At 59.9% G+C, this 22,356-nt stretch carries 19 protein-coding genes; 14 read left to right on the top strand and 5 right to left on the bottom strand.

Annotation, left to right across the window (positions count from 1 at the left end; translation table 11 throughout):
* Nucleotides 1–35: 35 nt before the first annotated feature.
* From asd to rsgA, 3 genes are all read right to left on the bottom strand, one after another.
* Nucleotides 36–887 carry an archaetidylserine decarboxylase gene (gene asd / locus M0G74_RS16335; protein ID WP_248219645.1) on the bottom strand — a complete coding sequence of 284 codons (852 nt, stop codon included), beginning with the start codon at nt 885–887 and terminating at the stop codon, nt 36–38.
* A gap of 229 nt (nt 888–1,116) precedes the next feature.
* Nucleotides 1,117–1,923, bottom strand: a complete 807-nt coding sequence (locus M0G74_RS16340; RefSeq protein WP_248219646.1) for a rhodanese-like domain-containing protein — start codon at nt 1,921–1,923, stop codon at nt 1,117–1,119.
* 36 nt (nt 1,924–1,959) lie between these two features.
* Entirely contained in the window at nt 1,960–2,991 is a 1,032-nt protein-coding gene (rsgA, locus tag M0G74_RS16345) for a small ribosomal subunit biogenesis GTPase RsgA (protein WP_248219648.1), read from the bottom strand.
* A gap of 124 nt (nt 2,992–3,115) precedes the next feature.
* Here rsgA and orn point away from each other — a divergent pair, with 124 nt between their 5' ends.
* Entirely contained in the window at nt 3,116–3,658 is a 543-nt protein-coding gene (orn, locus tag M0G74_RS16350) for an oligoribonuclease (RefSeq protein WP_160151676.1), read from the top strand.
* 92 nt (nt 3,659–3,750) lie between these two features.
* Here orn and queG read toward each other — a convergent pair whose 3' ends face one another.
* A complete protein-coding gene (gene queG / locus M0G74_RS16355) occupies nt 3,751–4,878 on the bottom strand; it encodes a tRNA epoxyqueuosine(34) reductase QueG (RefSeq protein WP_248219651.1) in 1,128 nt (375 codons plus the stop codon).
* A gap of 88 nt (nt 4,879–4,966) precedes the next feature.
* Here queG and M0G74_RS16360 point away from each other — a divergent pair, with 88 nt between their 5' ends.
* The 13 genes from M0G74_RS16360 to M0G74_RS16420 all read left to right on the top strand — a co-directional run bounded on the left by M0G74_RS16360 (nt 4,967) and on the right by M0G74_RS16420 (nt 21,161).
* On the top strand, nt 4,967–6,478 hold the full coding sequence (locus M0G74_RS16360) for an NAD(P)H-hydrate dehydratase (protein ID WP_248219653.1): 1,512 nt from the start codon (nt 4,967–4,969) through the stop codon (nt 6,476–6,478).
* A 25-nt stretch (nt 6,479–6,503) separates the two neighbouring features.
* Nucleotides 6,504–6,989, top strand: a complete 486-nt coding sequence (tsaE, locus tag M0G74_RS16365) for a tRNA (adenosine(37)-N6)-threonylcarbamoyltransferase complex ATPase subunit type 1 TsaE (protein WP_248219656.1) — start codon at nt 6,504–6,506, stop codon at nt 6,987–6,989.
* A gap of 138 nt (nt 6,990–7,127) precedes the next feature.
* Nucleotides 7,128–8,441 carry an N-acetylmuramoyl-L-alanine amidase gene (locus tag M0G74_RS16370; RefSeq protein WP_248219658.1) on the top strand — a complete coding sequence of 438 codons (1,314 nt, stop codon included), beginning with the start codon at nt 7,128–7,130 and terminating at the stop codon, nt 8,439–8,441.
* 410 nt (nt 8,442–8,851) lie between these two features.
* Nucleotides 8,852–10,741, top strand: a complete 1,890-nt coding sequence (gene mutL / locus M0G74_RS16375) for a DNA mismatch repair endonuclease MutL (RefSeq protein ID WP_248219660.1) — start codon at nt 8,852–8,854, stop codon at nt 10,739–10,741.
* Nucleotides 10,742–10,870: 129 nt separating this feature from the next.
* Nucleotides 10,871–11,827 (top strand): tRNA (adenosine(37)-N6)-dimethylallyltransferase MiaA, encoded by a 957-nt coding sequence (gene miaA, locus M0G74_RS16380; RefSeq protein WP_248219662.1) that lies wholly within the window; start codon nt 10,871–10,873, stop codon nt 11,825–11,827.
* A gap of 180 nt (nt 11,828–12,007) precedes the next feature.
* A complete protein-coding gene (gene hfq, locus M0G74_RS16385; protein ID WP_160151670.1) occupies nt 12,008–12,292 on the top strand; it encodes an RNA chaperone Hfq in 285 nt (94 codons plus the stop codon).
* A gap of 228 nt (nt 12,293–12,520) precedes the next feature.
* Nucleotides 12,521–13,858, top strand: a complete 1,338-nt coding sequence (gene hflX, locus M0G74_RS16390) for a ribosome rescue GTPase HflX (RefSeq protein WP_248219664.1) — start codon at nt 12,521–12,523, stop codon at nt 13,856–13,858.
* A 111-nt stretch (nt 13,859–13,969) separates the two neighbouring features.
* On the top strand, nt 13,970–15,121 hold the full coding sequence (hflK, locus tag M0G74_RS16395; protein WP_160151668.1) for an FtsH protease activity modulator HflK: 1,152 nt from the start codon (nt 13,970–13,972) through the stop codon (nt 15,119–15,121).
* Between the two features lie 11 nt (nt 15,122–15,132).
* A complete protein-coding gene (hflC, locus tag M0G74_RS16400) occupies nt 15,133–16,008 on the top strand; it encodes a protease modulator HflC (RefSeq protein WP_160151667.1) in 876 nt (291 codons plus the stop codon).
* 194 nt (nt 16,009–16,202) lie between these two features.
* On the top strand, nt 16,203–17,393 hold the full coding sequence (locus M0G74_RS16405) for an ATP phosphoribosyltransferase regulatory subunit (RefSeq protein ID WP_248219667.1): 1,191 nt from the start codon (nt 16,203–16,205) through the stop codon (nt 17,391–17,393).
* 112 nt (nt 17,394–17,505) lie between these two features.
* Complete coding sequence (locus M0G74_RS16410) at nt 17,506–18,828, top strand: adenylosuccinate synthase (RefSeq protein WP_160151665.1); 1,323 nt, start codon at nt 17,506–17,508, stop codon at nt 18,826–18,828.
* 274 nt (nt 18,829–19,102) lie between these two features.
* Entirely contained in the window at nt 19,103–19,765 is a 663-nt protein-coding gene (locus tag M0G74_RS16415; protein ID WP_248219669.1) for a hemolysin III family protein, read from the top strand.
* A 250-nt stretch (nt 19,766–20,015) separates the two neighbouring features.
* On the top strand, nt 20,016–21,161 hold the full coding sequence (locus M0G74_RS16420) for a lytic murein transglycosylase (RefSeq protein WP_248219671.1): 1,146 nt from the start codon (nt 20,016–20,018) through the stop codon (nt 21,159–21,161).
* A gap of 78 nt (nt 21,162–21,239) precedes the next feature.
* Here the strand turns inward: M0G74_RS16420 and M0G74_RS16425 are convergent, their stop codons facing one another.
* Nucleotides 21,240–22,256 carry a succinylglutamate desuccinylase/aspartoacylase family protein gene (locus tag M0G74_RS16425; RefSeq protein ID WP_160151662.1) on the bottom strand — a complete coding sequence of 339 codons (1,017 nt, stop codon included), beginning with the start codon at nt 22,254–22,256 and terminating at the stop codon, nt 21,240–21,242.
* Between the last annotated feature and the right edge of the window lie 100 nt (nt 22,257–22,356).

A 22,356-nucleotide genomic window follows, 5' to 3' on the forward strand; every position in this document is an offset into this window, starting at 1 on the left:
TAAGTACTCCGAAAAATCTGGAATTATTTTTGGAGTTAAACCAGATCCCCAAAGTGCTCGCCCATTCTCACAGGCGTTTCCGCAGACAACGCTTCCAGCCACTTCACCTTGTCGGCACCAAATAGCAGTACCACGGTAGAGCCGAGTTTGAAGCGACCCATTTCGTCGCCTTTTTTCAGTGCAATGGGCTTCTGCTCATCGTAGCGGGTGGTGCGGATCTGGCGTTTGACCGGCGCTACCTGTCCCGCCCACACGGTTTCAATGGCGGCAACAATCATGGCACCGACAAGGATCATGGCCATGGGGCCGGCGGCGGTATCGAAGATGCACACCAGGCGTTCGTTGCGGGCGAACAGGCGCGGGACGTTTTCGGCGGTGGTGGTGTTGACCGAGAAGAGTTCGCCGGGGACGTAGATCATGCGCTGCAGTACGCCGTCCAGCGGCATGTGTACGCGGTGGTAGTCTTTGGGGGATAGGTAAATGGTGGCGAAGTTGCCGCCGGTAAATTGTGCGGCTACTTCGGGGTCGCCGCCGACGAGTTCCAGCAGGCTGTAGTCCTGGCCTTTGGCCTGGAAGATTCTGCCGTTGTGAATTTCACCCAGTTGGCTGATGGCGCCGTCGGCGCAGCCGGCGATGGTGTTTTCACCTTCGACGATAGGGCGGGCGCCTTCTTTCAGGGCGCGGGTGAAGAAGTCGTTGAAGCAGGTGTAGGCGGTGTAGTCTTCTTCCAGTGCTTCGCTCATGTCGACTTTGTATTTTTCCACGAACCATTTGGTAAATGGATTTTTAATGCCGCCGATACGGGTTTCTGCGAGCCAGCCTGCAGCTCGGGAGAGCAGATGTTGCGGGGTGATGTACTGCAGGAAAATAAACAGTTTCGGGTTCATTGAGTTTTATTGGTCCCGTTAGTGGTGGCTTGGTGCCAGGTTCTGCTGGCGCTCTGGTTATGTTGGCGTGGCGGCCAGGCACCGGGTATTCGTTTTCGAAACCGCTGTGAATACGTCCCTGTACGCTGCGTCGGCAACATCCTTGTTGCCGACGCTTTCGAAAACGAATCCCCGCCACCTGTCCTTCGCTTCAAAGATAATTACTTCGTTAGCGAGTAAAAATTCAGAATCAATTTTCTACCGGAGTGTCCGGCAAATTGCCCCACTCGCTCCAGGAACCGGGGTACGCCTTGATCGGGAACCCCAGTGACTTCCCCACCAGCCAGGTAAAGGCCGAGCGGTGGTGGCTCTGGCAGTGGGTGGCGATTTCCTTGTTGCCGTCGATACCCAGTGCGGCGAGGAATTCTTTTGCATCTTCGCGAATGCGCAGGTCGCGCTGTGGGTCCATGAGCTGGGTCCATTCACAGTTGATCGCGCCAGGGATGTGGCCGGCTTTCATTGCCAGTACCCGTTCTCCGCTGTACTCGGCGGGGGAGCGGGCGTCCCAGATTTGCAGGTCGTTTTGCGTCAGCCGCTGTTGAATCTGATCCGCGTCGAGCATGGGTGCGTCGGCGGCGATGGCAACGTCGATTTCGCTGGGGGTGATGCTGACTTCTTCGGTGGAGAGTGGCAGGTCGGCCGCTTTCCAGGCGAGCATGCCGCCGTTGAGGTAGCTGTATTTTTTGTGGCCAATGACTTCCAGTGTCCACAGTAAGCGCCCGGCCCAGCCGCCGCCTTCGTCGTCGCAGGCGACGATGTGGGTGTCGGGGGTGAGGCCGATGGCGCGGAAGACCTGGGTGAGGCGTTCGATTGAGGGCAGTTTGCCCGGAGCCGGTGGGGTGCCGGCCAGCAGAGCCTGGAAGGGCAGGCCAATGGCGCCGGGGATGTGTCCCGCCAGGTAGTTGGCGGGGGCGCTGAGGTCGACGACTTTGATCTCTTCGTGTTCCAGCAGTGGCGCCAGTTGTTCTGGCTCCAGGATCAGGGGTACTTCGCTCACGTGTTTTTCCTAGTGTGGTGTTGCCCTGCTCCGGGCTTATTCAGTTTCCAGGCTGTTGCGCAGGTGCAGGTAGCTGTCCATGCGTCTTTCGCTGACGTCCCCGCGCAGCAGTGCGCTCTGAATGGCGCAACCGGGTTCGCCCTGGTGGCGACAGTCACGGAAGCGGCAGTGGCCGATAAACGGGCGGAATTCCACAAAGCCTTCCAGCAGTTCCTGCTCGCTCATGTGCCAGAGGCCGAATTCGCGAATGCCCGGGGAGTCTATCAGATCGCCGCCACTGGGCAGGTGAAACAGTTCCGCGGCGGTGGTGGTATGGGTGCCTTTGCCGGTGGCTTCGGAGAGGGCGCCGGTGCGGGCATCGGTGCCGGGCAGCAGGCCGTTGATCAGCGAGGATTTGCCGACGCCGGACTGGCCGACAAACACGCTGGTACCCTGGGCCAGCAGTGCGAGTAATTCTTCAAGGCCCTCGCCGGTGCGGGTAGACAGTTTCAGTATGTCGTAGCCGAGCCCGGGGTAGGGCATCAGCAAATCGCTGAGGTGATCGCGGTTGCTGTCGTCGATCAGGTCGATTTTGTTCAGCAGTAGCAGTGGCTGAATACCGGTGGTTTCCGCGGCGACCAGATAGCGGTCGATGGCGTTGGCGAAGGGCTCCGGATAGGGGGCAATGACGATCAGGATGCGGTCGATATTCGCGGCGACGGTTTTCATATCGCCGTAGCGGTCCGGGCGCTGCAGCTCCGAGTGGCGCGGCAGGCGTGCGCCGACGACCCCGAGGCCACCGGTGGACTCGCCGATGGACGGGCGCCAGGCCACTTTGTCGCCGGTGACCAGGGTGTCGATATTGGAGCGTACATGGCAGCGCTGTCGCAGCTCGCTGTCGTTCTCACTTTCTACCAGTACCTGGGTGCCGTAGTTGGCGATGATGAGGCCGGTTTGCTCCTGCCCGAGGTCACCTTCTTCCCCGGCCTGCTCCAGGCTCTGCTCCTTTTTGCGTGCGCGCGCCTCCCGCTCCTGCTGGATTTTGGCGATGCGCCACTGCTGGCGGCGGTTGAGTTTGCGTTTGCTCATGGAGGCTCGGTTTGGGGAAAGCGCCGGATTATAACTTGCATCGATGGGGGATTGCGGTACCTTGCGCTTTTCCCGCCATTTCACCCGTTATCTGCCCGCCGCCGGGGCTAGTAAGGAGTTTACTGTGGACCAGAATAATCTGATCTGGATCGATCTGGAAATGACAGGCCTGGATCCGGAGAAGGAGCGCATCATTGAGATTGCGACGGTGGTGACGGATTCGCGCCTGAATGTGCTGGCGGAGGGGCCGGTCATGGCAGTGCATCAGAGCGATGCGCTGCTGAATGCGATGGATGACTGGAACACGGAACAGCACGGTGGCTCCGGGCTGGTGGCGCGAGTGCGTGAGTCTCACATCAGCGAGCGCGAGGCGGAGCGGGAGACCATTGAGTTTCTCGGCCAGTGGGTACCGGAGGGCGCCTCGCCCATGTGCGGTAACTCCATCGGCCAGGACCGCCGGTTCCTGGTGAAATATATGCCGCTGTTGGAGCAATACTTCCACTATCGCAACCTGGACGTGAGCTCGGTGAAAGAGCTGGCGCGGCGCTGGCGGCCCGATGTACTGGAAGGGGTGAAGAAAACTTCATCGCATCTGGCGTTGGATGATATTCACGATTCTATTAACGAGCTGAAACATTATCGTGAGCACTTTTTTCGCATGAGTTGAAGGTTTGGTGGTTTTTTGGCGCTCTGTTTTTGCTTTAGTGGCGGCGGAGCGCCAATAAAGTGAGAGCAGAGCACTCAATACCTCTGGGGGCACTAAGAAGACCGTTTGATCTTCCGTCTCCGCCGCCGTCCACTGCGCAACTGCCCCAGTGCCCACTCAATATGCTCTGCAACTAGCGGCGTTGCAGATTCCAGCGAACTTTCCAAAACCTCGAATATCTCCGGCGCAGGATCTGCATTGCCAAGGGCAACAGCCAAGTTCCGCTGCCAGCGCTCAAACCCGATTCGCCGAATCGCAGAGCCCTCGGTATTCTTCAAAAATTCCGGCTCGCTCCATTGAAATAGATTCACCAGCTCGCCACTGTCCAGCCCATGTCGCGGATGGAAGTCATTCTCCGCAGTGGGTTTGGCAAATTTGTTCCAGGGGCAGATGATCTGACAATCGTCGCAGCCAAAGACCCGGTTGCCCATGGGCTCGCGGAATTCCAGGGGGATGGGGCCCTTGTTCTCGATGGTCAGGTAGGAAATACAGCGGCGCGCGTCGAGGGTGTAGGCATCCACAAACGCATCCGTGGGGCACACCTTCAGGCAGGCGGTGCACTCACCGCACTGGTTCGGCTGCTCACTCACGTCCACCGGTAGCGGCAGGTTGGTGTAAATTTCCCCAAGAAAAAACCAGCTGCCTGCCTCGCTATTGATCACCATGCAATTCTTGCCAATCCAGCCGAGTCCGGCTTTTTCTGCCAGGGCGCGCTCCATCACCGGTGCGCTGTCGGTGAAGGCGCGACCGCTGGCCGCCAATCCGCGCTCTTCGCAATAGCGGTCAATCTGCTGTGCCAGCTGCGCCAGGCGTTTGCGGATCAGCTTGTGATAGTCGCGGCCGTTGGCATAGCGGGAGACATAGGCCTTGCCCGGGTCTTTCAGCACCTGTACCGGCTGTGTGTCCGGGGGCAGGTAATCCAGGCGCACACTGATGACCCGCAAGGTGCCCTCTTCGAGCAATTCCGGGCGCCAGCGCTTTTCGCCATGGGCACCCATCCACTCCATATCCCCGTTGTAGCCCGCGTCCAGCCAGGCCTGCAGGCGCTCGCCGTGCTGTTGCAGCTGGCAGTCGGTAATGCCCACCTGCTGGAAGCCGAGCTCCCGCCCCCAGAGTCGAATCTGCGCGGCCAGCTCCTGCATGGTGGCGGTATCGGAAGAGGGCTTGGGAGTGCTGGTCATAGGGGCAGTCGGGGGTGTGAAGCGGTATACTTTGCCGTTATTTTGCCACAGTTTAAAAATTGACCACAGTCGGAAGCAGTACGGATTTATGGATAGCCAGAACCAAGTGACCCCGGATGGCGCCCTCGCGCAGAAACTTTACAGTGCGGCCGCCGTGCGCGAGCTGGATCAGCAGGTCATCAGCCAGCAGCAGATACCGGCGCTGTCGCTGATGAAGCGTGCCGGTCGCGCGGCCTTTGATCATTTGCGCGGACGCTGGCCGGAGGTGAGCGGGCTGCAGGTATTTTGTGGTGGCGGCAACAACGGTGGCGATGGCTATGTGATCGCCGGCCTCGCGGCCCAGCGCCAGTTGCCGGTGGTGGTCTATAGCGCCGTACCGGCCGATAAATTGAAAGGGGAAGCGCTGGAAGCCTATCGCTTTGCCGAACGCGAGGGTGCGACCCTGGTGTCGGACCTCACTGCAATGCCCACAATCGAGGCAAATACCGTACTGGTGGACGCGCTGCTGGGTACCGGATTCAGCGGTGCGCTGCGCGCGCCCATGGATGCCACAGTGGCCTATATCAACCAGTTGTCCGCGCCGGTGCTGGCGGTGGACATTCCTTCGGGCCTGAATGCAGACAGTGGCGTCGCAAGCGATGCGGTGCAGGCGGATCTCACCGTTACCTTTATCGGCCGCAAGAGCGGGCTGTATCTGGGGCGCGGTCCCGCGTTGACCGGCGAGGTGCGCTTTGAAGACCTCGGCGCCGCGCCAGAGGTCTACACATCGATCCCGGCCTCCCTGTTGCGCTATGAGGGCAGCAGCCTGGAGCGGTTGGCGCCCCGCGCGGCCGACAGCTACAAAAACCAGTTTGGCCACGTGATGGTGGTGGGGGGTGATCACGGCTTTGGTGGTGCGGCCCTGATGGCGGCCGAGGCGGCTGCGCGTACCGGCGCTGGCCTGATTTCCATTGCCAGTCGTCCGGAGCATGTGGCGGCGGCATTGACCCGCTGCCCGGCGGTGATGGCACATCCGGTGGTCTCTGGCCAAGAGCTGGAGCCGCTGCTGGAAGCGCCAGGTGTTATCGCTGTGGGCCCCGGCCTTGGCCAATCTCCCTGGAGCGAACAACTGCTGGCGCGTGCCGGCCGTGCACCGGCGGCACTGGTGGTGGACGCGGATGCACTGAATATTCTCGCCGGCGGCCGGGTGCTGGCCGGTGTCCAGCGCGACGACTGGGTGCTGACGCCCCACGTGGGTGAAGCCGCGCGCTTGTTGGGCATGACCACCGCTGAAGTGATGGCGGATCGGGTGGCCGCGGCCAGAGCGATTCAGCAGAAATTCAGCGGCGTGGTGATACTTAAGGGCGCAGGCACTCTGATCGCCCACGAGGATGGGGTGGACCTGGTCAATACCGGTAACCCGGGCATGGCCTCCGGGGGTATGGGTGACCTGCTGACGGGAATTATTGCCGCATTGATCGGTCAGGGTATGGCATTGCCAGCAGCGGCGCGCCTCGGTGTCTGGCTGCATGGCGAGGCGGGTAACCTGGCGGCGGCAGATGGCCAGCGTGGCCTGTTGGCGACGGATCTGCTCCCGCATATTCGCCGTCTGGTCGATTAACTCCACTAAGTGAGGATTTGAGTTGATGGCAATGCAGCCCGCGCAGGTCACGCAGTTTCTCGCCGACGAGGTCGCCACCGTGGCCGCCGGTGAGCAATTGGGGAAAGCCTGCAAGGATTCCGGTCTCAGCGAGGGGCTGGTGATTTTTCTCGGTGGCCAGCTGGGCGCGGGTAAAACCACCTTTAGCCGGGGCGTGTTGCGGGCTTTTGGCCACCGTGGCGCGGTAAAAAGTCCGACGTATACTCTGGTGGAACCATATGAGTTCACCGAGCAGCGGGTTTACCACTTCGACCTGTATCGCCTGGGGGATGCAGAGGAACTGGAGTACATGGGGGTGCGGGATTACTTCGGCCCCGGGAGTCTCAGCCTGGTGGAGTGGTCTGAGCGCGGCACAGGCGTTTTGCCGGAGCCGGATCTGACGCTTTCTCTGAGCCTGGAAGGCGAGGGCCGCAGGCTGGTGCTTGAGGCGCTGAGCGAGGCGGGCAACCAGGTATTGGCGCAATTGCAGTAGCCGTTGCCGGGCACAAAATAAAAACCGATCGACAGGGCAATAAGAATGATCGCAGCAGGATTGCCGCTTGAGACACCGCCTGGAAAGCGGGTGTATCGTAATCATCACACCTCGCGGGCGCGTCGCGCCGGAGGCCTCTTGGGCCTGCGCAAAACATGGCTATTGCCTTTCCTGGCCGTTTTGAGTGTGCAGCCGACATTCGCCGCGGACGTGGAAGGTGTGCGCCTGTGGCGCGCGCCTGATCACACCCGCCTGGTACTGGACCTCGACGGCCCCGCCGAACACAAGCTGTTTACCCTGGAAAACCCGCACCGGGTGGTTATCGATGTGAGCGGCGCCAAACTCAAGGCCTCGGTAGACAACCTGCCCATTCAGGATACTCCCATTGCCGGTATTCGCTACGCGACCAAAGATAAGCGCGACCTGCGCCTGGTACTGGACCTGAAGCAGGCGGTAACCCCGCGCAGCTTCGACCTGCGCCGCCACGAAGCGCTGCCGGATCGCCTGGTCATCGACCTGCACGACCGCGACAAGGTGGAAGAGAAAACCATCGAGCAGGTACAGGTCCGCGGCCAGCGAGATATTGTGGTCGCCATCGATGCCGGTCACGGTGGCGAAGACCCCGGAGCCCTTGGTCCTGGTGGTGTGCGGGAAAAAGATGTGGTGCTGGCCATTTCTCGCCAGCTGCACAAGGAGCTCGATCGCGAGCCCGGCTTCAGCGCCAAACTGGTGCGGACCGGGGATTACTATATTCCGCTGCGCAACCGGGTGAAGAAGGGGCGCGAACTGCGCGCGGACCTGTTCGTTTCCATTCACGCCGATGCCTTCACCCGCAAAGAGGCCCGGGGCGTGGGTGTCTATGCGGTATCCTCCCGTGGCGCCACCAGTGAGACAGCGCGCTACCTGGCCCAGCGAGAAAATGAATCCGACCTGATTGGTGGTGTGGGCAGCCTGAGCCTGAACGACAAGGACGATACCCTGGTGGGCGTACTACTGGATCTGTCCATGACCGCCACCATGAGTGCCAGTCTGGATATCGGCAGCAGTGTGCTGAGCTCCCTGGGCAGCTTCACTCACCTGCACAAAAAGAAGGTTGAGCAGGCCAACTTCTCGGTACTGCGCAACCCGGATGTACCTTCGATCCTGGTGGAGACCGGGTTTATCACCAACCCCGGTGAAGCCCGCCGCCTGCGTGACCCGGCATTCCAGAAGCGCATGGCAGAAAAACTCAGCGAGGGTATAGTGGCCCACTTCAAAGCCAGGCCCCCGGCGGGGAGCTGGCTGGCGGCCAACGGCAACCGTATCGATCGCAAGCACACCATTTCCCGAGGTGATACCCTGTCGGGCATCGCCGCCCGCTACAACATTTCTGTGACCGACCTGAAGAAGGCCAACGGGATGCAGACGTCGATGATTCGAGTGGGGCAGACGCTTACAATTCCTTCGGGTTGAGTGGTAGCCCGCCGCTATATCTTGGGTTTTTTGCGCACCCGTTGTGGCGTCGGGCTGGTGGGTATGGGTTTTCAGGACCGCTGTGAACCCATCCCTGGGCGCTGCGGCGCAAACATCCTGTTTGCGACGCTCCTGAAAACCCATCCCCACCACCCCGCCTTCGCATTGAAGCCCGGTGGTAACGAAAACTTATAGTTCCTGACGTAGCTCAGAACTCCGAAGATAAGCCGGGGTGCCGGGTACTAGTTTTTGGAAGCGTCGGCGCCATGGACGACGCCGACGCAGCGTACAGGGATGTATTCACAGCGGTTCCAAAAACTAGTGCCCGGTGCGCCGGCGCCACCGGAATACCAAAGAACCCCAAAAAAGGGGGCGGCACACAGTCAATTCAAGGTTCAGTCGCAGATCCAATGCCAGAAAATATCCAGTTACTTTCCCCAAGACTCGCCAACCAGATTGCCGCCGGTGAAGTGGTCGAGCGCCCTGCATCCGTGATCAAAGAACTGCTGGAAAATAGCCTCGATGCCGGTGCCACCAGACTGGAAGTGGACCTGGATGCTGGTGGGGTAAAACGCATCATGGTGCGGGACAACGGCAAAGGGATCGAAAAAGACGATCTGCACCTGGCGCTGGCCCGCCACGCCACCTCCAAAATTCACGCACTTGAAGACCTTGAAGCCGTTGCCACCCTCGGTTTTCGCGGCGAGGCTCTCGCCAGTATTTCCTCCGTTGCCCGCCTGGCACTGACCAGCAGCCGTGACGACACCGGCAAAGGCTGGGTCGTCTCCGCCGAAGGCCGCGAAATGGAAACCCAGTTGGCGCCCGCGGCCCATCCGCGAGGCACCACCGTCGAAGTGCGGGACCTGTTCTTCAACACCCCTGCCCGCCGAAAATTCTTGCGTACGGAAAAAACCGAATTCAACCGTGTCGATGAGACCATCAAGCGTCTCGCGCTGTCGCGCTTCGACGTATCCATCAGCCTGCGCCACAACGGCAAGGGTGTACACAACCTGCGCGGTGGCACCAGTCGTGCGGAAATGGAGCGCCGGGTCGCGCAGTTGTGCGGTCCCGCCTTTATGCAAAACGCCCTGCACATCGAAATGGAGCGCAACGGCCTGCGTCTGTGGGGGTGGGTGGCGGAGCCTGCCTTTTCCCGCTCCCAAGCAGACCTGCAGTTCTTTTACGTCAACGGCCGCGCCATTCGCGATCGCGTGGTGAGTCACGCGGTGCGCCGTGCTTTTGCCGATGTGCTATACCACGGTCGCCACCCGGCATTTGTGCTGTATCTCGAACTGGATCCGGCATCGGTGGATGTGAACGTGCACCCGACCAAGCACGAGGTGCGCTTCCGCGATAGCCGGCTGGTGCACGATTTCCTGTTTGGCTCCCTGCACCGGGCACTGGCAGACGTGCGCCCGGGGCAAAAAGATGAGGTGGAAGAGGCGGCACCGCAGGTGTCCGGTCTCGCTGCCGGTGAATTCGGTGGGCAGGAGCGGATGCCGCTGTCCTCGGCGCCGTCTCAGCCGGTTCCGCAGGGCGTTGGGTTTGTCGGCCAGAGCTACAGCCAGCAGTCGTCACCGCAACGGATTCAGCAGCAAATGCAGGGTTATGGCGAATTGCACCAGCCCTATGAAGGCGGGGTGCAAGAAGCGCCGGTGGCCGCGGCAACCGCCGGGGCTTGGTCGCAGCAGATGCCCGCCGAGTCCGAAAGTGAAACTCCGCCCCTGGGCTTCGCCATCGCCCAGCTGCACGGTATCTACATTCTTGCGCAGAACGAGCTGGGCATGGTGGTCGTGGACATGCATGCGGCCCACGAGCGTATCGTCTATGAAAAGATGAAAAGCGCTCACGCCACCGGTGGTATCCAGGCGCAGCCGCTGTTGGTGCCGGTGAGTCTCGCGGTCAGCGAGCGCGAGGCAGATTGCTTTGAGGAGCGTGAGGAAGTCTTCACTTCACTGGGCTTTGTGTTGCAGCGCGGCGGTCCGGAAACCCTGATGGTGCGGCAGGTGCCCAGCATGCTGCACGGCGCGCCGGTGGAACAGCTGGTGCGCGATGTGTTGAGTGACCTTCTCGCCGAGGGCAGCAGCGATCGGATTGGCAACCAGATCAATGAAATTCTCTCTACCATGGCCTGTCACGGCTCGGTACGCGCCAACCGTAAGCTGACCATTCCTGAGATGAATGCACTGCTGCGGGATATGGAGCGCACCGAACGCAGCGGCCAGTGCAACCACGGTCGTCCCACCTGGACGCAGGTCAAGCTGTCCGATATGGATAAATGGTTTATGCGTGGCCAATAAACCTACTGCGCGGGCGGCTGGCGGCGTCCGGCGGTGCTCGGCTGCTCATGTATTAGCAATACACTCCGCTGCCTGCGCTCCGGCGGACGCCGCCAGCCGCCCGCTCGTTACGGTTTATACGGGTTATTTATGAACGATCCACGTCCTCGCGCTATTTTTCTGATGGGCCCGACGGCGTCGGGCAAGACCGACCTGGCCATGGCCATCAGTGACCATTTGCCGGTGGAGCTGATCAGTGTGGATTCCGCCCTGGTATATCGCGGCCTGGATATTGGCTCCGCGAAGCCCAATGCGGAAGAACTTGTCCGCTACCCCCATCGGCTGATTGATATCTGCGACCCGGCCGAAAGCTATTCCGTAGGTCGCTTTCGCGACGACGCCCTGGCGGCCATGGCGGATATCAGTGGGCGCGGAAAAATTCCGCTGCTGGTCGGTGGAACCATGCTCTATTTCAAGGCTCTATTGGAGGGCATGGCAGAAATGCCGGAAGCCGATCCGGAGTTCCGCGCCGCAATAGAGGCCCGCGCCGAGCAGGTGGGCTGGCCGGTACTGCATCGTGAGCTGGAGCAGGTTGATCCCGAGCTGGCCGCGGAACTGCACCCGAATCACTCGGTGCGGATCGAGCGCGCGCTGGAGGTGTTTCACCTGACGGGCAAGACTATGAGTCAGCTGCGCGCCGAGCAGGTGAGCGAGTCGCCACTGGCGGGTTACCGGGTGCAGCAGCTGACGATACTGCCGCGAGACAGGGCAATACTGCACCAGCGCATCGCGCTGCGTTTCGAGCGGATGCTGGAGCAGGGTTTTATTGACGAAGTGAAAGCGCTGCGCGCCCGCGGAGACCTGCACCCGGACTTGCCGGCAATCCGCGCGGTGGGTTACCGCCAGGTCTGGCAGTACCTCGACGGCGAGCTGGACTATGCGCAGATGCTGGAGGCGGGCATTGCTGCAACCCGGCAGCTGGCAAAGCGCCAGCTGACCTGGCTGCGCGGTTGGCCTGATGTGCATCCGATTTATGCACAGGAGCCTGGCGGCAAAGTACGCAAAATCGATGAAATGTTGACTGAGGCCTTGAAATTTCTCAGTTGAGCAGCCATAACGTGAGTGGGCCGGTGTATCCGTCCCAATTCAGTCAGTTACTCACAGAGCCTTGGTTACTTTTTGGCTCTTTTTATACGCCGCATCACCATGGCCGTTTCTTAGTCCGCGGGATTCGCGGGCGCGATCGTGCGTCATCTGGCGACTTATCTTTTGGCAAGGAGAAAAAAGATGTCAAAAGGGCACAGCTTACAAGACCCTTACTTAAATGTTCTGCGTAAAGAGCGTATCCCGGTTTCCATCTATCTGGTAAACGGCATCAAATTGCAGGGCCAGATTGAATCATTCGACCAGTTCGTGGTGCTGTTGAAAAACACTGTGAGCCAGATGGTCTACAAACACGCGATTTCTACCGTTGTTCCCTCCCGTGCTGTGCGCGTGCCCCTGATGAACCCGGCTGGCCCGGGCGCTGAAGGCGCTGGCCCTGAGGGTGGTGAACGCGATACTTTCGGCTGAGTCCGAATCGGTTGAACCCCCATGTAGTATTCACCGGCGCCTGCGTAGTTCGGGCGCTGACTGAAATGGGTTTAACCTGAATGCACTACTGGCCCCAGGGGCTCGATTCTCAGTGCGTTCACCCTGTTGTTGTAAACAGCCAGTTGTAAACAACGCCCCGGCTCGCCCGGGGCGTCTGTTGTTCAGCACCAGAGTTCTGGTGCAGTCTTGAGCTCAAGAGAATAATCCTTGTTTTTTGATCGCCCGGAATCCGGTGAATTGGCCGTGCTGGTTCACCTGGAGCTCTCCGCCATCGACAGTCCCGAGGACCCGCGGGAATTCGAAGAATTGGCCCTGTCCGCAGGTGCCGATCCGGTGGCATTCATCTTTGGCCAGCGCGCCACCCCAGACCCGAAAACTTTTGTTGGCCGCGGCAAGCTGGAAGAAATTCAGCAGACGGTACAAAAGCATGGCGCGGAGTTGGTGATTTTTGATCACACCCTGTCGCCGAGCCAAGAGCGGAATATTGAGCGCGAGCTCAAATGCCGGGTACTGGACCGCACCGGCCTGATCCTGGATATCTTTGCCCAGCGCGCCCGTACTCACGAGGGTAAGCTGCAGGTAGAGCTGGCGCAGTTGCGGCACATGTCCACCCGCCTGGTACGAGGCTGGACCCACCTTGAGCGCCAGAAGGGCGGTATTGGCCTGCGTGGTCCGGGTGAAACCCAGCTGGAAACCGACCGCCGCCTACTGCGGGCGCGTATCGACTCCATTGAAAAGCGCCTGGACAAGGTGCGCCGTCAGCGTGAGCAGGGGCGCCGCGCGCGCAGTCGCGCCGAAGTGGCCACGGTATCCCTGGTGGGCTACACCAACGCCGGTAAGTCGACCTTGTTCAATCGCATCACCGATGCCGACGTCTATGTGCGCGATCAGTTGTTCGCCACCCTGGACCCGACGATGCGCAGAGTGGAACTGCCCAATGTGGGTGCGATGATCCTGGCGGACACCGTGGGCTTTGTATCCCATTTGCCTCACCGCCTGGTGGAGGCTTTCCGCGCGACCCTGGAAGAGGCGGCCAGTTCGACGCTGTTGCTGCACGTGGTCGACGCCGCGGCGGAAAATCGCTTGCACCTGATTGAAGAGGTACAGTCGGTACTCGAGGAAATCGGCGCGGCAGATTTGCCACATCTGCTGGTGTACAACAAACTGGATTTGCTGGCAGATGCAGAACCGCGCATCGATCGCGACGATCAGGGCGTGCCGCGCGCGGTATGGTTGTCTGCGGTGACCGGTGCCGGCTGCGACTTGCTGGTGGAGGCCATTGCCGAGCGTATCGGCGAGCAGATGGTCAGTGGTGCGATTGTCATCCCTCCGCAGCACGCGCGTTTGCGCGCACAGCTGTTCGAGGGTAACGCCGTGCAGCGGGAGCATTATCGCGATAATGGCGATATCGAGCTGCAGGTGTTGATGCCACGCTCGGAGTTGCAGCGCCTGATGGCGCCCTTCAAAGAAATTAACAATCCGCCACAGTGGCTTCCGGAAAAGCCGGACGAAGAGCCGAAGCCGGAGGATTGGGAGGTCGAGTGAAGACCTCCGTGGCGTAAGAACACTGTCCTGTATGCGGATTACTCCCGGCAATCAATGCTAGAATTTCGCGACAGCTAACGATTAATAAGTTGAATGAGTTGGAGTTGATAAATGGCCTGGAACGAACCGGGTGGTAATAACAAGGACCCCTGGGGTGGTGGCAATCGTAATAATGACGGCCCCCCCGACCTCGACGAGCTGCTGCGCAAAATGCAGCAAAAATTGAACGGCCTGTTTGGTGGCAAACCCTCTGGCGCGGATGAAGGTCGCCCCGGTGGCGGCAGCTTCCCCTGGTCACTGGTATTGATCGTGCTCGCCGTTGTGTATGGCCTGTGGGGTTTTTATCAGGTAGATGCCAACGAATCCGCTGTGGTGCTGCGCCTGGGTAAATATCACAGCACCGAAGAATCAGGTCTGCACTGGAATCCCCCGCTGATCGATCACGTCACCAAGGTGAACATGACCGAGGTACGTACCGAGCGCACCACCGGTCAGATGCTTACCGAAGACGCCAGCATCGTCGACGTGGTGTTGCAGGTGCAGTGGCATATTGATGATGCCGAGTCCTTTGTGCTGCGCGTGGCCGACCCGCTCAAGAGCCTGCAGGAAGCCACCGACAGTGCCCTGCGCCACGTGGTGGGCTCACAGACCCTGAACGGCGTTATCTCCCAGAACCGTACCCAGGTATCTGCCGATACCCAGGTGCGTCTGCAGGAATATTTGGATCTGTATCAGACCGGCATTCGCGTCGACGTGGTCAACCTCACCGATGCCAAGGCACCGCGGGAAGTACAGGACGCGTTTGACGACGTCGTGCGGGCTCGCGAGGATGAGGTGCGCTTGCAAAATGAGGCCCAGGCCTACTCAAACCAAGTTATCCCAGTAGCCCGTGGTCAGGCCCAGCGCATGATCGAGGAGGCCGAAGCCTACAAGTCCCGAGTCGTGGAAAGTGCGCGAGGTGAAGCGGCGCGCTTCACTGCGCTACTGACTGAGTTCGAGCGTGCGCCGGAAGTGACCCGCGAGCGTATGTACCTGGACGCGGTGCAGGACGTAATGAGCAACACCTCCAAAGTCATGGTGGATATCAAGGGCGGTAACAACATGATGTATCTGCCCCTGGACAAGCTGACCGAAAACAGCGCCAGCAGTAGCAGTTCGCGCCAGCAGGTGTCGCCTCAGGTGATCGATGAGATCTCCCAGCGGGTTATTAACCAGCTTCGCACCGAAGTGAATAACGCCCGTCGCGGCCGCGAAGTACGCTAAGGGGAAGTGCAATGAACAGTAACAAATCACTTTTTGTCATCGCGCTGATACTGATTGGCCTACTGGTTCTGTCCAGCAGTGCCTTCGTGGTGAAAGAAACGGAAAAAGCGGTGCTGGTGCGCTTCGGTGAAGTCGTGCGGACCGATTATGGTCCCGGGCTCTACTTCAAGATGCCGCTTGTACACGAGCTGCGCAAATTCGATGCGCGGATCCAGACCGTGGACTCCCAGCCGGTACGCATGCTGAACAGCGAAAACAAGTTCATGATGGTGGACTCCTATGCGAAGTACCGGATCATGGATGTCGGCCGCTTTTATGTGGCGACGCGCGGTGACGAACGCAATGCGGTACGCCTGCTGGCGGAACAGATCAACAACCGTCTGCGTAACCAGTTTGGTGTGCGTGATTTGCACGAAGTGGTCAGTGGTCAGCGTGATGAGCTGATGGCGGAAATCACCAAAAACCTGAACCAGACTGCGCAAACCGATCTGGGTGTGGAAATTGTCGATGTTCGGGTGAAGCGGATCGACCTGCCGCCAGAGGTGTCCGAGTCGGTATTCCAGCGGATGCGTACTGGCCGTGAACTGGAAGCGCGGGATCACCGCGCCAAGGGCCAGGAAGCCAGTGAGCGCATCCGCGCCAATGCGGATCGCCAGAAGGTGGTTATTGAGTCTGAGGCCTACCGCAAGGCAGAAGAGTTGCGCGGTACGGGTGATGCCGAAGCGGCCAGCATTTATGCGAACGCCTACAGCAAGAACCCCGAGTTCTACCGTTTTTCCCGCAGCCTTACCGCTTACCGGGAGTCGTTCAAAGACAAGAGCGACATGCTGCTGGTGGATCCGGACAGCGAGTTCTTCCGTTACCTGAAGGATTCTCAAGGCAAATAAGCCCTATCCATTGCCGGGACTGGTCACAGCCCCGGCAATTGATGGTAAAATCCTCGAAACCGGGCCGGCGCCCGGTTTTTTTGTGCCGGCCCGATCGCTGAAACTGTCCCGGTGACAGTGCTGGACACTGGTTCACCCCGGTCTTTTTGACCGCCCAGTTAAATCGCAACGCTAATTAGTCGAACGCCCACACCATGACCCAAGCCGAACGCTGGATGCTACCGGATGGCATCGCCGAGATTTTGCCCGCGGACGCCACGCGGGTGGAAACCCTGCGCAGAAACCTGCTGGATCTCTACCACCGCTGGGGTTACGAGCTCATCATCCCGCCCATGGTGGAATTTACCGATTCACTGTTGATCGGTATGGGGCGCGACGTGGACCTGAGCACCTTTCGGGTGACCGATCAGTTGTCTGGCCGCAGCCTGGGCATACGTGCGGATATCACCCCGCAGGCCGCGCGTATTGACTCCCACAGTTTTCCCCGCAGCGGCGCCAACCGCCTCTGTTATGCGGGCCAGGTGCTTTACACCCGCCCGCGCGCGCCCATGGGCCCCCGTGCGCCCATTCAGATCGGCGCTGAGCTCTATGGGGTAGAAAGCCTGCAGGGCGATATCGAAGTCATCAGCCTGATGATCGAAACCCTGCACACTGCCGGTATCCGCGAGATACATCTGGATCTGGGCCATGTGGCCATTTTCCGCAGTCTGGCCGAGGCCGTGGGCCTGAGCAGTCAGCGTCAGGCGGCATTGATCGAGCTGCTGCAGAGCAAGGCGGTAGCGGATATCGAACGCTGGGTCGAGGCGAATGTTGAAGACGCGGAAGCGGCCCAATGGCTGCGCACACTGCCGCGTCTCGCCGGTGGCAGTGAGTGTCTGGCCCGCGCTCGCGAACTGTTTGCCAATGGCCCTGAGCCCCTACGCCTTGCCCTGGAAGAGCTGCAGCAAGTGGCCGATGCGGTAGCGCGTCGTTACCCCGAGGTTGCCCTGTTCTTCGATCTCAGCGAGATGCGCGGCTACGACTACGAAACCGGCCTGGTGTTCGCGGCTTACTCGCCCGGCCACGGCCAGGCACTGGCCAACGGCGGTCGCTACAACGGTATCGGAGCCGTGTTCGGGCGCGACCGTGCGGCCACCGGATTCAGTACCGACCTGGTGGCGATCAATACCCTGGGAGCCAGCGGTGCGGCCGAACCCCCGGCGATTCTCGCCCCCTGTAGTGATTGCGAACAGTTGTGGCAGAAAGCCGCAGAACTCCGCGCCCAGGGCGAAATAGTGATCAGCGCCATGCTGGACAACAGCAGTGAGGACAGTGAAACCCTGGCCCGCTGCAACCGCGAGCTGGTGCAGGAAGGGGACACCTGGGTGGTGAAACCCCGGGGCTGAACCCTAAGCTTTCCAGTTGACTTGATATTGATTTCAGGCCGCTCGACGGGCGCGGCCGACCTTATTCCTTCCGCCCGTCTAACGTTGAACTGACGACACGAGATTTACGCACATGGGCAAGAATGTAGTGGTGCTGGGCACCCAGTGGGGCGACGAGGGCAAGGGCAAGATTGTCGACTTGCTGACGGAGAAAGTCGCACTGGTAGTCCGCTTCCAGGGCGGTCACAACGCCGGCCACACTCTGGTGATCAACGGTGAGAAAACCGTACTGCACCTGATTCCTTCCGGTGTGCTGCGCCCGGACGTAACCTGCCTGATCGGCAACGGCGTGGTGCTGTCTCCGGAAGCCCTGCTGAAAGAAATGGCCGGGCTGGAAGCTGCTGGTGTGCCCGTGCGCAAGCGCCTGCGTCTGTCCCCGGCCTGTCCGCTGATCCTGCCGGTGCACGTGGCTCTGGACCAGGCGCGGGAAAAGGCCCGCGGTGACAAGGCTATCGGCACCACTGGCCGCGGTATCGGTCCTGCCTATGAAGACAAAGTGGCCCGTCGCGGTCTGCGTCTGGGCGATCTGTGCAACTGGGACAACTTCTGTGCGCAGCTGAAAGAATTGCTGGAATACCACAATTTCGCGCTGACCCAATATTACAAGGTCGACCCGGTCAGCTACGAGGACACCCTCAAGCTGGCGGAAACCTGGCGCGAAGAACTGGTACCCATGATCACCGACGTGGCGGATCACCTGCACAAGGCCCGTGAAAACGGCGAGCACATCCTGTTTGAAGGTGCCCAGGGTTCCCTGCTGGATATCGACCACGGTACCTACCCGTTCGTTACCTCGTCCAACACCACCGCCGGCGGTACCGCCACTGGTTCCGGTTTTGGCCCCCTGTACCTGGACTACGTACTGGGTATTACCAAGGCCTACACCACCCGCGTCGGCGGTGGCCCATTCCCCACCGAGCTGGATTGCGATGTGGGTCGTCACCTGGGTGAAAAGGGCCACGAGTTTGGTGCCACCACGGGTCGCCAGCGTCGTACCGGCTGGTTCGATGCGGTTGCTGTTCGCCATGCCATCCGAATCAACAGTATTTCCGGATTGTGCCTGACCAAGCTGGACGTGCTGGATGGTCTGGAAGAAGTGAAAATCTGTGTGGGTTACCGCAATGCCGCCGGCGAAGAGGTACCGGTGCCCTTTGATGCCGCAGGCTGGGAAGGCGTAGAGCCGGTATACGAATCCATGCCGGGGTGGAGCGACACCACCTTCGGCGTGCGCCGTGAAGCGGAGCTGCCCCAGGCAGCGCGCAACTACATCGCCCGTATCGAAGAGCTGGTGGGTGCGCCCATCGATATCATTTCCACTGGCCCGGACCGGGTGCAGACCATTGTGCGCGAATCTTCAGCACTGTGCGAAATGGGTATCCACAACGCCAGCGTCTGATATTCCTCTCGCAAAGCAAGGTACCGGCGCAACCCGCCGGTGCCTCGTTTCTGTTCTACCCTGATTCCTCTCGCGTCTCCCCTCAGGTCTTCTTCGAATCCCCCGCCTCTCTCTATCAACCGCTTCCCTCAATCATCCGATCGCATTCCAAAACTCGTCAGTCCCAAAGTGTGCTTGCCTCTGGCTGTGCAAATGCTGATCATGAAACCGTAATTCAATTCGTGGTCACAAAAGTCTGCCATACTGGTGGCCATGTCCAATTTGGGATTCGACTATGTCCAGCAGCCTGCCCACCAGCAATCGCTACAGTTTTGCGGAAGAGATCGCCAATAGCGTCACCCACGGTGTTGGTGCCCTGCTGGCGATTGCCGGGCTGGGAGTACTGTGTGCGTTCGCCGCGCTGCGAGGGGATGCCTGGCACATTGTCAGCAGCAGTATTTACGCGGCGACCCTGATTCTGTGTTTTTCTGCCTCTACCCTGTACCACAGTGTTACCCATGCCGGTGCCAAGCAGGTGCTGCGCACCCTGGATCACTCATCCATTTTTCTGCTGATTGCCGGAACCTATACGCCGTTCACCCTGGTGACTCTGCGCGGCCCCTGGGGCTGGTCCCTGTTCGGGGTTATCTGGGGACTGGCATTGATTGGCCTGGTTATCCAGTTTACGCCGCTGAAAAAATACCGCGCGCTGTCCATCACACTCAGTGCCCTGATGGGGTGGGTGGTGATTGCTGCCATCAAACCGTTGATGGACAACCTGGAGCCAGGTGGCCTGTGGCTTTTGGTGTTGGGTGGCCTCTGTTACACCGGGGGTATCGCGTTTTACCTGTGGAAAAGTTTGCGCTTTTCCCACGCCATCTGGCACTTGTTCGTACTGGCGGGCGGTGTGCTGCACTTCTTTGCGGTGCTCTTTTATGTGATACCGCCCGCGGGCTGATGACACCGGTTGTTCCTGCGTTACAAGAGGAAAAGAGTGTCGGGCCGGTCACAGCCTGAGTGACTGGCGCTTTTCGTCCCTTTCCGTTGGCTGGCTTCCGTTCTACCCTTGTGCGAGCTGTTACTGCCAAGGAGTTGTTATGGGCCATTTTGCCCCCCTGCCCACTAGCCGAAAGTTATCGGGTCCTGCGCCTGCAACCCGGCTTCACCTCTTTTCATTTTTTATTGCCCTGCTGCTCTCAGTGCCATTGATGGCAAATGCAGCCGCGGATGCGGGGTTTGAGAAATGGAAGCAGGAGTTTCGAAAAACCGCGATGAAAGAGGGTATTACCGCCGAAACTTTTGATCGCGCTTTTAAAGGGATCGACTCTCCTGACCAGTGGGTACTGGACAAGGCCAGCTTTCAGCCCGAATTCACGGCCCCGGCCTGGCAGTATTTCGACAACCGCATTACCAAATACGCGGTGCAGCGCGGTCGCGCCAAAAAGAAAGAGTTGCAGCCGTGGCTGGATAAAATCGAGAAGCAGTCCGGGGTGAACCCGAATATCCTGCTGGCCATCTGGTCTATGGAGTCGAGCTTCGGCGCGATTCTGGATAACCAGACCGTTATGCGCAGTGTGGTCCGCTCACTGGCGACCCTTGCCTACGCGGATCCCAAGCGCAAGAAGTTCGGTACCAGCCAGCTGTTGGCGGCACTCAAGATTCTGCAAAGTGGCGATATTGATGAGAGTCACCTCACCGGCTCCTGGGCTGGTGCCATGGGCCACACCCAGTTTATTCCCACTAGCTACCAGGCCTATGCGGTGGATATGGACGGGGATGGCAAGCGCGATATCTGGAATTCCGTACCGGATGCCTTGGCTACCGCGGCCAATCTGCTGAAGAAAAATGGTTGGGTTTCCGGGCAGACATGGGGTTACGAGGTCACCATTCCCGATCGCAAGCTGCCGGCAGGAAAGCTGAAAATCTCCGAGTGGGAAAAGCTCGGTGTGAAGCGCGTTGGCGGCAAGGCCTTCCCGCGGCCGGATGACGTGGCAGAGTTGAAAGTTCCCGCGGGCCGCGGTGGTCCGGCTTTCCTGATGCTGAAGAATTTCTTCGTGATCAAGCGTTACAACAACTCCGATCGCTACGCGGCGGCCGTCGGGATTCTCGGTGATCAGATTGGCGGCGCGGCACCTTTAGCCAAAGACTGGAAGCGCCCCTTCACCCGTCTCGATCACGATGAAGTGGTTGAGCTGCAAACCAAGTTGAAAGAAAAAGGCTTTTACGACGGTGAGATTGACGGTAAAGCTGGTGGTGGGACCCGCAAAGCGATTCTGAAATTTGAGGAAAGTGCCGGGGTAGAGCTACAGGGTTTCCCCAGCAAGGAAGTTCTGGAGTTACTGCGCAAGCCGTAAGTCTTTCGTTTCGTAGCCCTGGCTGCCCTGTTTTCGTTGCAGTGGCGGCCGGGTTACTTCACACCGCAAACGTTTGCGTCAGAAATTTTCTTCCGGCAGCAGCGTATCCTGCAACAGTTCCAGGTTTTCCAGCACCTCGTTCGGTTCCTGGAAATAGGCCACGTGGTACATCGCCTCTCCCTCCTGCACCAGGGGGATATTCTGCTTGCCAATAATGATGCCGTCGGCGTCGGCCAGAACCTTGTCCAGCTCATTGCCGTAGAGATCGGCGATGGTAGCGAGGGTGTCCCCTTTCTTTACATGATCCCCCAGCTGTCGCTTGTGGTTGACGATGCCGCTGTCACCGGCGCGCAGCCAGCCACTGCGCCTTGCCACAAAGGGTTCTATGCCCTGGCGGCCTTTCTTCGGCGGTAGCATTTGCAGTTGCCGAAGAACATTGAGTACACCGCGGACACCCGCACGAATACACAGCTCATCAAAGCGCAGCGCCTCGCCGGCCTCGTAGAGCAGAATGCGCACGCCCAGATCAGCGGCGGCCTGGCGCAGGGAGCCATCGCGCAAGGTGGCGTTCAGGAGCACGGGGACGCCGAACGCGGCGGCCATATCCCGGGTTTGCTGGTCATCGAGGTTGGCGCGGATTTGCGGCAGGTTACTGCGGTGCAGAGCGCCGGTATGCAGGTCGATGCCGTAGTCGCACTTGGCGACCACTTCTTCCAGGAAAATATGGGCCATGCGCCCGGCGAGGGAGCCGCGGGCGGAACCGGGAAAGGAGCGATTGAGGTCCCGTCGATCCGGCAGGTAGCGGGATTGGTGGAGCACACCATAGACATTGACCACCGGCACTGCGATGAGGGTACCGCGCAGGGATTTGAGTGCCTTGCTGTTGATCAGGCGGCTGATGATTTCAACCCCATTGAGCTCATCGCCATGTATGGCGGCGCAGACAAACATGGTGGGCCCGGATTTCTTGCCGCGGTGTACGTATACGGGAATGGCCATTTCCGTATCGGTATACAGGCGCACTATCGGGAGTTCGATTTTGCGGGTTTCGCCGCGGGCAACGGTGACACCGGCGATGGTGAAGGGCTCGTCCATGGAGGTCTCGAATTTGGGTGAGTGAATATTGTAGAGGTGACTCGGACTCTGGGGGAAGTCAGCGTGAACGTTGATTCACAGATGGCCGCCGCGAGGGGCG

The sequence above is a fragment of the Microbulbifer sp. CAU 1566 genome (genome assembly GCF_023156515.1).
Taxonomy (GTDB): Bacteria; Pseudomonadota; Gammaproteobacteria; order Pseudomonadales; family Cellvibrionaceae; genus Microbulbifer.